12 protein-coding genes are annotated in these 12,448 nt (G+C 71.5%); 5 read left to right on the top strand and 7 right to left on the bottom strand.

What is annotated here, in order from left to right:
• Nucleotides 1-109 precede the first annotated feature (109 nt).
• A complete protein-coding gene (locus tag ACN263_RS24885) occupies nt 110-364 on the top strand; it encodes a type II toxin-antitoxin system Phd/YefM family antitoxin (protein ID WP_422736730.1) in 255 nt (84 codons plus the stop codon).
• Entirely contained in the window at nt 361-735 is a 375-nt protein-coding gene (locus ACN263_RS24880; protein WP_422736729.1) for a type II toxin-antitoxin system VapC family toxin, read from the top strand. Before ACN263_RS24885 ends, ACN263_RS24880 begins: the two co-directional genes overlap by 4 nt.
• Nucleotides 736-763: 28 nt before the next feature.
• On the opposite strand, the gene ACN263_RS24875 is transcribed toward ACN263_RS24880, so the two are convergent.
• On the bottom strand, nt 764-1,660 hold the full coding sequence (locus ACN263_RS24875; RefSeq protein ID WP_422736728.1) for an alpha/beta hydrolase family protein: 897 nt from the start codon (nt 1,658-1,660) through the stop codon (nt 764-766).
• A 157-nt stretch (nt 1,661-1,817) separates the two neighbouring features.
• On the opposite strand from ACN263_RS24875, the gene ACN263_RS24870 reads away from it, so the two are divergent.
• Nucleotides 1,818-1,985, top strand: a complete 168-nt coding sequence (locus ACN263_RS24870; RefSeq protein ID WP_422736727.1) for a hypothetical protein — start codon at nt 1,818-1,820, stop codon at nt 1,983-1,985.
• Here the strand turns inward: ACN263_RS24870 and ACN263_RS24865 are convergent.
• The 4 genes from ACN263_RS24865 to ACN263_RS24850 form a co-directional block, all read right to left on the bottom strand.
• Nucleotides 1,982-3,097 (bottom strand): acetate/propionate family kinase, encoded by a 1,116-nt coding sequence (locus ACN263_RS24865; RefSeq protein ID WP_422736726.1) that lies wholly within the window; start codon nt 3,095-3,097, stop codon nt 1,982-1,984. The two genes, ACN263_RS24870 and ACN263_RS24865, sit on opposite strands and share 4 nt — an antisense overlap.
• A complete protein-coding gene (pta, locus tag ACN263_RS24860; RefSeq protein ID WP_422736725.1) occupies nt 3,094-5,163 on the bottom strand; it encodes a phosphate acetyltransferase in 2,070 nt (689 codons plus the stop codon). Before pta ends, ACN263_RS24865 begins: the two co-directional genes overlap by 4 nt.
• A 261-nt stretch (nt 5,164-5,424) precedes the next feature.
• The gene (locus tag ACN263_RS24855) at nt 5,425-5,610 is read right to left on the bottom strand and encodes a DUF6104 family protein (protein ID WP_139582193.1); all 186 of its coding nucleotides are present in this window, start codon (nt 5,608-5,610) and stop codon (nt 5,425-5,427) included.
• Between the two features lie 121 nt (nt 5,611-5,731).
• Entirely contained in the window at nt 5,732-9,484 is a 3,753-nt protein-coding gene (locus tag ACN263_RS24850) for a multifunctional oxoglutarate decarboxylase/oxoglutarate dehydrogenase thiamine pyrophosphate-binding subunit/dihydrolipoyllysine-residue succinyltransferase subunit (protein ID WP_422736724.1), read from the bottom strand.
• A gap of 254 nt (nt 9,485-9,738) precedes the next feature.
• Here ACN263_RS24850 and ACN263_RS24845 point away from each other — a divergent pair, with 254 nt between their 5' ends.
• Both ACN263_RS24845 and ACN263_RS24840 read left to right on the top strand, forming a co-directional pair.
• Complete coding sequence (locus ACN263_RS24845; RefSeq protein WP_422736723.1) at nt 9,739-10,080, top strand: hypothetical protein; 342 nt, start codon at nt 9,739-9,741, stop codon at nt 10,078-10,080.
• Nucleotides 10,077-10,484, top strand: coding sequence for a hypothetical protein (locus ACN263_RS24840; protein WP_422736722.1), 408 nt, complete (start codon nt 10,077-10,079; stop codon nt 10,482-10,484). Before ACN263_RS24845 ends, ACN263_RS24840 begins: the two co-directional genes overlap by 4 nt.
• A gap of 132 nt (nt 10,485-10,616) precedes the next feature.
• Here the strand turns inward: ACN263_RS24840 and ACN263_RS24835 are convergent, their stop codons facing one another.
• A complete protein-coding gene (locus ACN263_RS24835) occupies nt 10,617-11,438 on the bottom strand; it encodes an ABC transporter permease (protein WP_422736721.1) in 822 nt (273 codons plus the stop codon).
• Nucleotides 11,435-12,370: an ABC transporter ATP-binding protein gene (locus ACN263_RS24830; protein WP_422736720.1), complete on the bottom strand. Its 936-nt coding sequence runs from the start codon at nt 12,368-12,370 to the stop codon at nt 11,435-11,437. Before ACN263_RS24830 ends, ACN263_RS24835 begins: the two co-directional genes overlap by 4 nt.
• Nucleotides 12,371-12,448: the final 78 nt, after the last annotated feature.

The following is a 12,448-nucleotide window of genomic DNA, read 5'->3' as shown; positions in this document are numbered from 1 at the left end:
ACCGGCGAGGAGGGGTGCCGTCCGACCCCCACGCCGAGCCGGCGAGGCCGCTGACGTAGGCGGCCGGGCAGGCTAGACTAATCCCTTAGCTAAGCGAGGAGGCTGCGCCATGTCGGCTGAGGCCGTGCACTACAACATGCATGATGCCAAGACCCACCTCTCGCGCATCATCGAACGGGTGGAACGCGGCGAGGAGATCATCATCGACCGGGCGGGCACTCCGGTGGCGAAGGTCGTACCGCTGGTCCGGCGGGCCAACCGCACCGCGATCGGCTCTCTCTCCGGCCAGGTGGACCTCTCGGGTGACTGGGACTCACCACAGACCAACGCCGAGATCGCCGAGGACTTCGGCATCGGCGCATGAACCTGCTGCTGGACACGCACGTCGCGCTCTGGGCCATCACCGGCGATCCGGCCCTCGGCCCCGAGTTGCTCGACCAACTACGCCACGAGCCGGACATCTTCCTCTCCCCGGTCAGCCTGTGGGAGATCACCATCAAACAGCGCACCGGGAAACTCGCCGGACCACCTGACCTTGCCGAGCGGGTACGAGACATGGGCTTCCGGGAACTCCCGGTGACCCATGCCCACGCCATCGCCGCCAGCCGCCTGCCACCGCATCACCGCGATCCCTTCGACCGCATGCTGGTGGCACAGGCAATCACCGAAGGGTTGACCCTTGCCTCGCGCGACGTGTCGATAGCGCAGTACGACGTGGACGTCCGCAAGGTGTGATCGGACGGCTCGGCCGGGGGAGGGGACGCTAGCGGGCCGGGCGTGACTCGTAGCGGGTCAGCGGGGTGCGGGCGTCGACGGGGAGGCGCGCGCCGGCCGCGCCGTCGCCGTACAGGGTCCAGCGCAGGAAGTCGGTCGTCGTGGCCAGCACCGGCGCGAACCCGGGGCGGTCCGGCGTGAGGTACTCGCCGTGGCCCTGACCGACGACGCTGAGGAAGACCGCCGGACCCCGGGTGCGCGCGTACGCCGCCCGGCCGACCGTCACCGGCACCACCGGGTCGGCCGTGCCGTGCACGAACAGCACCGGGGCGCTCGGCCCGGCGAAGCTACCGGGCAGGCCGCCGCCGGCGATCACGATGCCCGCGCGCAGTCGGCTCGGATGGCCCTCGGTGAACATGCCGGAGGTGGTGAATCCGCCCGCCGAGTGACCGGCGGCGGCGACCGAGGTGAGATCCAGGTGACCGGCCAGCGGATCGCCCGGGTCGCGGTCGAGGCGGCTCAGGTACCGGATCAGCCGCCAACCGTCGGCGGGCTGGTTGCGGACGTCCGCGCGGGTGAAGTGCGCGGCGTCCGTACGGGTGTGCGGGTACGCCGGCGCGGCCACCACGAAACCGGCCGCCGCCCAGCGGGTGGTCAACCCGGCGTGCAGCTCGGGCCGGCTGTGCAGCCCGTGGCTGTAGACGACCACCGGGAACCGCCCGGCGGCCACCCGGTCCGCGTCCAGCGGGTACCAGATGGTCACCGGCAGGGGGCGCGCCGAGCGCGAATCGAGGGTGAGCGTACGCACGCCGACGGTGTACGACCCCTCGGGCGCTCGGCGCGCGGCCTGCGGCGCGGTGGACCCGCCGACGGCCACGGCGGAGGCCGGCGCGCACCCCGCCAGCAGCGCTGTCACCAGTACGGCGACCAGCCGTCCCGCCCCCACGGTCCCACCGTAGGCGGCGGGACGTGCCCGCCGACCCCGCCGTCCGGCCCGGCTCTGCCCGCCACCCGGTCGGGTCGCCTCCGCCGCGCGGCCCGACCCGACCCGATCGCGGAGGCGGGGGCGGTGCGTCGGGTACGGCTTCGCTAGGGTCACCGACATGGCTGAGAACTACACCGACCCCAGCGGCAACACCGAGGCGTTCCGCGCCTTCACCCAGACGCCGGAGGCCACCGGCCCGGCCGACACGCCGTCCCGGCTGCCGCTCATCGTCGGTGCGGCGGTGGTCGTGGTGCTGCTGGTGGCCCTGGTCGTCTGGCTCGCCTAGAGCTTCCCCACCACGTCCCGGGTCTGCCGGGCGATCTCCCGCTCCTCGTCGGTGCGGATGACGCAGACGCGCACCTCGGCGTCGTCGGGCGAGATGACCCGGTCACCCTCGCCGCCGTTGCGGGTGTCGTCCACGCTGATGCCGAGCCGGTCCAGGCCGGCCAGCGCGGCGGCCCGCACCGGCGCGGCGTGCTCGCCTACCCCGGCGGTGAACGCGATCGCGTCGACGCGGCCGAGCAGCGCGTAGTACGCCCCGACATACCCGGTGATCCGCCGGCAGTAGACGTCGAAGGCGAGCGCGGCTGCCGGGTCGCCGTCGGCCCGGCGTCGCAGCACCTCGCGCATGTCGTTGGCGCCGGTCAGGCCGAGCAGGCCGCTGCGATGGTTGAGCAGGTCGTCGATCTCGTCGACCGACATCCCGCCCTCCCGGCGCAGGTGGAAGATGACCGTCGGGTCGAGGTCGCCGCTGCGGGTGCCCATCACCAGCCCTTCGAGCGGTGACATCCCCATCGAGGTGGCGACGCTGCGGCCACCCGCCACCGCGCAGGCGCTGGCTCCGTTGCCCAGGTGCACCGTGATCGTGTTGAGCTGGTCGTACGGGCGGCCCAGCAACTCGGCGGTGCGCCGGGAGACGTACGCGTGCGAGGTGCCGTGGAAGCCGTACCGGCGGATGTCGTACCGCTCGGCGGTGTCCCGGTCGATCGCGTAGGTCGCGGCGGCCTCGGGCAGGGTGTGGTGGAACGCCGTGTCGAAGACGGCGACCTGCGGTACGTCCGGCAGGGCCGCCCTCGCCATCTCGATGCCGGCCAGGTTGGCCGGGTTGTGCAGCGGGGCGAGCGGGACCAGGTCACGGATCGCGGCCAGCACCGCGTCGTCGACGAGCGTCGGGGCGGTGAACGTCCGACCGCCGTGCACCACCCGGTGCCCGATGGCCGTCAGTCCGGTCCGGTCCAGCCCGTCCAGGATCTGGCGGACCGCGCTGGCGTGGTCGGCCGGGCCGCCACCGGGCTCGCCGACCCGCTCGACGGTGCCCTGGCCGAGCGTGCGGTCCCCGTCGTAGTGCCGCCACTTCACCGACGACGACCCGCAGTTGAGCACCAGGACCCGACTCATGACGCCTCCCCGGCGGCCGCCTGGATGGCGGTGATCGCCACCGTGTTCACGATGTCCGGCACCAGCGCGCCCCGGGACAGGTCGTTCACCGGCCGGCGCAGGCCCTGCATCACCGGTCCGACGGCGACCGCCCCGGCAGAGCGCTGCACCGCCTTGTACGTGTTGTTGCCCGTGTTCAGGTCCGGGAAGATGAAGACCGTGGCGTGCCCGGCGACCGGGCTGTCCGGCAGTTTGGTGGCTGCCACCGCCGGGTCGATCGCCGCGTCGTACTGGATCGGTCCCTCGACCAGCAGGTCGGGCCGGCGTTCCCGGACCAGCGCGGTGGCCTCGGCGACCTTCTCCACATCGGCGCCCGCGCCGGAGCTGCCGGTGGAGTACGACAGCATCGCCACCCGGGGCTCGATGCCGAACCGGGCCGCGGTGTCGGCCGAGGAGATCGCGATGTCGGCGAGTTGGGCGGCGTCCGGGTCGCGGTTCACCGCGCAGTCGCCGTAGACCAGCACCCGGTCGCGCAGCAGCATGAAGAAGACGCTGGAGGCCACCGTGACGTCCGGAACGGTACGGATGATCTCGAACGCGGGCCGGATGGTGGCGGCGGTGGTGTGCGTGGCGCCGGAGACCATCCCGTCGGCGTGCCCGGTGGCCACCATCAGCGTGCCGAAGTAGTTGGGTTGGGCCACGACGTCGTACGCCAGTTCGGCGGTGACGCCCCGGTGGGCGCGCAGGCGGGCGTACTCGGCGGCGAACTCGTCGCGCCACCCGCTCCCGGCCGGGTCGACGAGGCGCGCGTCGCCGAGGTCGATGCCCAGCTCACGGGTGCGTCGGCCGATGTCGTCGGGACGGCCGAGCAGGGTCAGGTCGGCCACGCCCCGGCGCAGCAGGATCTCCGCCGCCCGCAGGATCCGGTCGTCGGAACCCTCGGGCAGCACCAGGTGGCGGCGCTGCGAGCGGGCCCGGTCGATCAGCTCGTTCTCGAACATCAACGGGGTGACCCGGGTGGACCGGCTGACCCGGAGCCGACGGGCCAGGTCGTCGGTGTCCACGCAGCGCTCGAACGCGCCCAGCGCGGCTTCCACCTTGCGCGGGTTGTCCACGCTGGGCCGCCCCTCGATCCGGCTGGACGCCTCGACCGTGTCGTAGCTGTCGCTGCCCACGGAGAGCACCGCCAGGCCGGTGTTCAGCCCCTCCACCAGCCGCATCACCCGGGGATCGGGCTGTTCGCCCAGGGTGAGCACCAACCCGGCCACCGACACCTGCCCGGCGACGTGGGCTGCGCTGGCGGCGACGAGCAGGTCGGCCCGGTCGCCGGGGGTGATCACCAACGCCCCCTCGGTGAGGTGACCCAACAGGGTCGGCACGTGCGCCGCGCCGACCACGAAGTCCAGCACGTCCCGCCCGAGCGCTGCGTCGTCCCCGGCCAGCAGGGTCGCGCCCAGCGCCGCCGCCACCTCGGCCACCGTCGGCGCCGACACGCTCGGCACCTCCGGGATGGCGTACGCGGGCACCGGCAGCTCCGGCAGCGTCATCGGCCCGGGCACCCGGTTGGCGATCACCGCGAGCACGGTCGCGCCCAGGTCGGCCAGATCGTGGTACGCCCCGCGCATGGCCGCCGCGACGGCCGCCGGCTCCTGCTCGTACCCGTCCACCACCGGCACCACGACGCTGCCGAACTCGGTGGCCAGCCGGGCGTTGAAGGCCAGCTCGCGGGGGTGCGCCGGGTCGCCCGGCTCGTCGAAGTCGCTGCCCACCACGACCACCGCCGGGCACTGCCGCTCCACCGCCCGGTAGCGCTCCACGATCGCGGAGATCAGCTCTTCGCGCCGGCCGTCGGCCACCAGCGCGGCCGCCTCGGCGTAGCTCGCCCCGGCCAGTTCGGCGATCGGCACCTCGACCCGGTACCGCTCGCTGAGCAGGGCGAGGATCGGATCGGGGCCGCTGTCGGCGACCAGCGGCCGGAACACGCCGATCCGGCCCACCTGCCGCGACAGCAGTTCGGCCAGCCCGAGAGCGATGGTCGACTTACCCCCGCCCGAACCCACGCTGGTCAGATAAACGCTGCGAGCCACAGCCTCACCCTAGAAGATCGCGAGTGTGACAAGCCTGGTGGGCTGAGAAGGGAGACCCGGGATCGCGTGTTTCGGCGGCCGGTCGGCGAGGGGTTCAGCCCTCCTTTGCTCTGCTTCAACCCACGCAACAGCCGGTGTCCGGATATCGGACGCGCGCTGTTGCGTCCGTTGAAGCAGAGCAAAGGGAGCACGACGGGTGTCAGCTCCTCGCCAGCAGTGGCAAGCCCGTCCCGCCGAAGTTGACGGGATGTCGGCGGCTGGTCAGGCGTCTTCGTCGTCGGGGTCGTCCAGGCGGGCCAGGTACGTGGCCAGGCGCTCGATGGGGGTTTCGAACTCGGGGTTGAGGTCGACGAAGTCGCGCAGGCGCTCGCCCAGCCACTCCAGGGTCACCTGCTCGTCGCCCCGGCGTTCGACCAGCTCCTCGATGCCACGGTCGGTGAAGTACACGGCGTACGTCCTCGTGCTCGGCCCGGCACGGGCCGGGCGGTTCGGTGATCGGATGGACCGACGCGAGCCGGGGCAGGACCGTGCTCGACGGCCCTGCCCCGGCTCGCGTGGCGCGGTCAGGTCACGGGCGGGGGAGTGCCGCCTCGATGAGCGCGGTCTGCTCGACCTCGTGGGTCTTGGCCGAACCGACCGCCGGGGCCGCCGCGGCCGGGCGGGAGATCCGCCGCAGCCGGACGTCGGTGAGGTGCTCCAGCAGGTTGAGCGCCACGAACGACCAGGCGCCCTGGTTGGCCGGCTCCTCCTGCACCCAGGCGAAGTCCTCCGCGTTCGGGTACTGCGCCAGGGCGGCGCGGATCTCCTCCACCGGCAGCGGGTAGAGCTGCTCGATCCGGATGATCGCGGTGTCGGAGATGCCGCGCTCCTGCCGGGCCTGGAACAGGTCGTAGTAGACCTTGCCCGCGCAGAGCAGCACCCGCTTCACCGCCTCCGGCGCCGGGGCGGCCGTGTCGCGCAGCACCGGCTGGAAGGTGCCGGTCGTGAAGTCCTCCACCGGCGAGACGCAGAGCTTGTGCCGCAGCAGCGACTTCGGCGTGAACACCACGAGCGGCTTGCGCTTGGGCGACAGGGCCTGGCGGCGCAGCAGGTGGAAGTAGTTCGCCGGGGTCGTCGGGATGGCCACCCGCATGTTGTCCTCGGCACACATCTGCAGGAACCGCTCCGGGCGGCCGGAGGTGTGGTCCGGGCCCTGGCCCTCGTGGCCGTGCGGCAGCAGCAGGGTCACCGCCGAGCGCTGGCCCCACTTCACCTCGCCGGACGAGATGAACTCGTCGATCACCGACTGGGCACCGTTGACGAAGTCACCGAACTGGGCCTCCCAGGCGACCAGCGCGTTGACGTTCTCCACCGAGTAGCCGTACTCGAAGCCCATCGCCGCGTACTCGCTCAGCAGCGAGTCGTGCACGAAGAACCGCGAACGCTCGCCGTCGGCGGTGAGCGACTTCAGCGGCAGGTAGTCGTCGCCGGTGCGGGAGTCGACCACCGACGCGTGCCGCTGGACGAAGGTGCCGCGACGCGAGTCCTGGCCGGCGAGCCGGACGGTGACCCCGTCGTGCAGCAGCGCCCCGAACGCGATGATCTCGCCGAAGCCCCAGTCGATGTTGCCCTCGACGGACATCTTGGCCCGCCGGTCGAGCAGCTGCTGGATGCGCTTGTGCGGGGTGAAGCCCTCCGGCAGGTTGATGTGCGCCTCACCGATCGCCTTGACCACGGCGGCGTCGGTGGCGGTGTCGACCTGCGGCTCCGGCTCCTCCTCACGGCGCGGCCGGTTGAGCTGGCGCGGTGCGGCGGCGGCGTCCCGGGTGGCCTTGAAGACCTTCTCCAGTTGCGCCTGGTAGTCGCGCAGCAACTCCTCCGCGTCCTCCACGGTGATGTCGCCGCGACCGATCAGCTCCTCGGTGTAGAGCTTGCGCACCGAACGCTTCGAGTCGATGATCTTGTACATCTGCGGGTTGGACATCGAGGGGTCGTCGCCCTCGTTGTGGCCGCGCCGGCGGTAGCAGACCATGTCGATCACGACGTCCTTGTTGAACGCCTGCCGGTACTCGAAGGCCAGCCGGGCCACCCGGACCACGGCCTCCGGGTCGTCGCCGTTGACGTGGAAGATCGGCGCCTGGATCATCCGGGCCACGTCGGTGCTGTAGAGGCTGGACCGGCTGTACTCCGGGGCGGTGGTGAAGCCGACCTGGTTGTTGACCACCACGTGCACGGTGCCGCCGGTGCGGTAGCCGCGCAGCTGCGACAGGTTGAGCGTCTCGGCGACCACGCCCTGCCCGGCGAAGGCGGCGTCACCGTGCACCGCGAGCGGCAGCACGGTGTAGCCCTCCAGCTTGAGGTCGATCCGGTCCTGCTTGGCCCGGACGATGCCCTCCAGCACCGGGTCGACGGCCTCCAGGTGCGATGGGTTCGCCACCACCGACACCTTCACGGCGTGCTCGCCGTCCGGGGTGGTGAACTTGCCGTTCTGGCCCAGGTGGTACTTCACGTCGCCGGAGCCCTGGGTGGAGCGCGGGTCCAGGTGGCCCTCGAACTCCGAGAAGATCTTCTCGTACGGCTTGCCGACGATGTTGGCCAGCACGTTGAGCCGGCCACGGTGGGCCATGCCGATGACGACCTCGTCCAGCCCGTTCTCGGCGGAGGACTCCAGCACCTCGCCGAGCAGCGGGATCAGCGACTCGCCACCCTCCAGCGAGAAGCGCTTCTGGCCCACGTACTTGGTCTGCAGGAAGGTCTCGAACGCCTCGGCCGCGTTGAGCCGGTTGAGCACGTGCTTCTGCTCGTCGGCGGACGGCTTCTCGTACTTGCGCTCGATCCGCTCCTGGATCCAGCGCCGCTCCTCCGGGTCCTGGATGTGCATGTACTCGATGCCGACCCGGCGGCAGTACGAGTCGCGCAGCACGCCGAGGATCTCGCGCAGCTTCATCCGCTGCCGGCCGGCGAAGCCGTTGACCGGGAACTCGCGGTCGAGGTCCCACAGGGTCAGCCCGTGCTGGAGGACGTCCAGGTCGGGGTGCTTGCGGATCTTGAACTCGAGCGGGTCGGTGTCGGCCATCAGGTGGCCGCGCACCCGGTACGCGTGGATCAGCTCGTGCACCCGGGCGGTCTTGTTGATCTGACCCTCGGAGTTGACGGCCACGTCCCGCATCCAGCGCACCGGCTCGTACGGGATGCGCAGCGAGGTGAAGATCTGGTCGTAGAAGCCGTGCTCGCCCAGGATCAGCTCGTGCATGACCTTGAGGAACTCGCCGGACTGCGCGCCCTGGATGATCCGGTGGTCGTACGTGCTGGTCAGCGTGATGATCTTGCTGACCGCCAGCTCGGCGAGGGTGGCCTCGGACATGCCCTGGTAGGGGGCCGGGTACTCCATCGCGCCGACGCCGATGATCGCGCTCTGCCCCTGCATGAGCCGCGGCATCGAGTGCACGGTGCCGATGCCGCCCGGGTTGGTCAGCGAGATCGTGGTGCCGGAGTAGTCCTCCATGGTCAGCTCGTTGCGCCGCGCCCGCCGGACCACGTCCTCGTACGCCTGCCAGAACTGCCGGAAGTCCATCTGCTCGCAGCCCTTGATGGAGGGGACCACCAGGTTGCGGCTGCCGTCCGGCTTGGCCAGGTCGATGGCGATACCGAGGTTGACGTGCGCCGGGCGGACCACGGCCGGCTTGCCGTTGGCCTCGGCGAACGAGTTGTTCATCTCCGGGTGCTCGACCAGTGCGCGGACCATCGCGTAGCCGACGAGGTGAGTGAAGCTGACCTTGCCGCCCCGCCCGCGGGCGAGGTGGTTGTTGATCACGATGCGGTTGTCGACCAGCAGCTTCGCCGGGACCGCGCGCACGCTGGTCGCGGTCGGCACGCTCAGCGAGGCGTCCATGTTCTGGACGATCTTCGCGGCGACACCCCGTAGCGGCGTGGTCTGCGGGCCGTCGGCGGTCGGCGCGGGCGCCTTCGCGGCCGGCTTGGCCGGCGCCTCCTTGGCGGCGGGCGCCGGGGTGCTCTTGGCCGGCGCGGCGGTGGTCGGCGCGGGGGCCTTGGCGGCCGGCTTGGCCGGTGCGGCGGCCGGCTTCGCGGCGGGCTGGCTCACCGTGGCTGCCGCCTCCGGCTGGCCGTCCGGCTCGGGCGCGGCGGCCGGCTTACCGGCGCTCTCCGCCGGGCGCGGTGTGGCGGCGCCGGGCGCTGGTCGGTAGTCGGCGAAGAAGTCGTGCCAGGCCGAATCGACGCTCGTGGGGTCGGCGAGGTACCGCTGGTACATCTCCTCGACGATCCACTCGTTCGGGCCGAAACCCGCCAGTGGGTTCTCCTGCGAAGTCTGCTGGGTCGACACGGCCGGTAATCGCCTCTTTCACGCGGGTTTGTGTGTCACGCGGTGTCCGTCACGCCCGATCAAGGAGAACGGACAGACGAGTCCCAGGCTACGCCGTACAGATCGCCCCGGCATTTCCGCCTCGGTCGGGTGGCCGGATTCACAGAAGATGCCAGAAGTTCAGCAACCCCTGCGGCGATCGTCGCAGGCTGGTACGGCGGAACTGAGTATCCCGACGGATGTGTCGAGGGCCCCCGACCGCGAGGATCGGGCGCATGGACGAACACGGGGCAGGGGGGCGCTACGGCAGGAGCATGGCGGTGGCGGCCGGCTGGTACGTCACCGCCGTCGCGGCCGTGGCGGTGGGCACCACGAGCGTGGCGAGCAGGCCGGTGGGCGACGACTGCGCGGCCTGGTTCGGTTGCCTGTCGCCGGGGGAGTCGCTGGCGTTCGTCGCGCTGGTGTGGGGCGCACCGGTACTCGTCGGGCTGCTGTTCGTGACGGCGCTGGTGGCCGCGCTGGCCGCGCGGCTCATCCCGTCGGCCGTGGTCGCTGGCACCGCGTCCGCGGGGCTCAGCCTCACGCTCTGTGGTGCCGTCCTCGCGCGGTCGCTGTGAAGCGGCTCGGCCTCGGAGGGCTCTTCTTCGCCTGGCTCTACGGGGTGCCGTTCCTGCTGCTGGTGGGTCTGATCCGGCGCGTGTCCCGGCCGTACACGCCGACGCACGCCGAGGCGCAGGCGTTCGGCGCGACCACCGATGACCTGCTCATGACCGGGCTCCTGCTCAACGGGGTGCTGCCGGTGATCGGTCTGCTCCTGGCCGGACTGGCCGGCGAGGCGATGTGGCGTCGGCACTTCGCCGGGGCGTTCGGCGGTATGGCGCTGATCTACGTGGCGGTCGCGCTGGTGGGCAACATGGCGACCAGCGGACTGATCGGGCACGTCCCCGCCGACCAGGAGCCGGCCCCGCAGATCACCCAGTGCATCCCCGTCAGCGGCGGCCGGGGCTGTCCCGGCGGCTGACGGGCGCCCTCCGGGGCTGCCGGCGATGCCCCGCCACCCCCGACGCCGCGTCGGCGTGGCGGCGATGCCGCCCGCACCCCGAAACGGTCCCGGGGTGACGGCCGTGCCGCCGCCACCCCGGAAACCGGTCGGTCAGGAGATGTCGCGTCGACGGATCAGCAGGGAGCCGACCACGCCGGTGACCACCGCGTACCCGATCAGCACGGCCGCGCCGGCCCAGCGCGGCGGGTTACCGGGGATGTCCGTCCCGGTGACCATCAGCGACGACGCCAACGACGGCACCAGCAGTTGCAGGTTGTTGATCCAGTCACCCCAGCGGTCGGCCAGGATGGCGATCACCACGGCCGCGCCGATCGAGCCGCCCAGGTAGAGCAGGATGCCGGTCACGGTCGCGCCGATCTGGCTGCGGATCAGCACGCCGATGCCGACGCCGAACACGGCCCACAGCAGGTACGCGAGCAGGTTCAACCCGATCGCCCGCCAGGCGGCGTCGTTGCCCAGTTGCGAGTCCACTCCGACCGCGCTCAGCACCGCCGACCCGGCGATCAGGTTGAGCACCGTGGTGACCAGCCAGAACAGCAGCGCCAGCACGCCCGCCGCGACCAGCTTGGCCAGCATCACCGCGGTGCGGTGTGGTGCGGTGAGGAACGTGGTGGTGACCGTCTGGTGGAAGAACTCGCTGGTCACCACGATGATGCCGAGCAGCATGATGATCAGCAGGCCGAAGAACTGCCCGGTGGTGAACAGGTTCGACGAGAGCGCGTCCGGAGTGGCTGCGGCCTCGAACTGGGCGGCCTGGTCGCCGACGTCGGCGGGGTTGGTGCTGGTGAGGGCGTCGGCCTGCAACCAGTTGATGAGCAGCGTGAGCGCCCACAGCGGCAGGCTGATCAGCGCGAAGATCCACCAGGTGTTGGTGGTACGGATCTTGAGCAGCTCGGATCGGACCAGGTTCATCGGATGTCCGCCTTTCCGGCCGTCAGCTCCAGGAAGACCCGTTCCAGGTCGGGCCGTTCGGTGGTCAGTTCGTGCAGTTCCACGTTGGCGGCCAGGGCGGCGCGGCCGATCGTCGGGGCGTCCACCCCGGAGACCAGCAGGACGCCGTGCTCGTCGGTGGTGACCGTGGCCGACTGCGCCTTCAGCGCGGTGGTCAGCGCCTCGGCCTGCGGGGTGCGGACCCGGACCTGGGCGCCCTGCGCCATCGACCCGAGCACCTGCTCGACCGGCCCCTGCCGGACGAGCTGCCCGGCCGCGATGATCACCACGTCGTCGGCGAGGAGCTGCATCTCGGACAGCAGGTGGCTGGAGACCAGCACCGTACGGCCCTCGTGGGCGAGGTTCTTGAGGAACCCACGCATCCACCGGATGCCCTCCGGGTCGAGCCCGTTGGCCGGCTCGTCGAGGATCAGCACCCGGGGGTTGCCGAGCATCGCGGCGGCGATGCCGAGCCGCTGCTTCATGCCCAGCGAGTAGCCCTTGAACTTGCGCTTCGCGGCCGGGGTCAGCCCGACCAGCTCCAGCACCTCGTCGGCCCGGTTGCGGGGCAGGCCGGCCGCGGCGCAGATCACCCGCAGGTGGTTGATGCCGGTGCGGCCCTTGTGCGCGCTGGACGCCTCGAGGATCGCGCCGACGTGCCGCAGCGGGTCGCTCAGGTCGGCGTAGCGGTGGCCGCTGATGGTGGCCGTGCCCCCGGTCGGCGTGACCAGGTTCAGCAGCATGCGCAGCGTGGTGGTCTTGCCGGCGCCGTTCGGGCCGAGGAAGCCGGTCACCCGCCCCGGTGCCACGGTGAAGGACAGGTTGTTCACCGCCCGCACGTTCTTGTACTGCTTCGTCAGACCGGACACCACGATCTGACCGTCGCTGGTGGGGCTTCGCTGCCCGTCAGTCATCGTTCTCCTCCCGTGTGGCGTCGAGGTACGCCGTGGCACAGCGTGACGGTACCGAGCAACAAGGTCAATCAGCCCGAG

Origin of the sequence: Micromonospora sp. WMMD729, from assembly GCF_049315225.1 — a bacterium.
In the GTDB taxonomy this organism is placed as follows: domain Bacteria; phylum Actinomycetota; class Actinomycetes; order Mycobacteriales; family Micromonosporaceae; genus Micromonospora.
The sequence above is the reverse complement of the archived record's forward strand: the minus strand, read 5'-3'. Positions and strand labels throughout refer to the sequence as shown.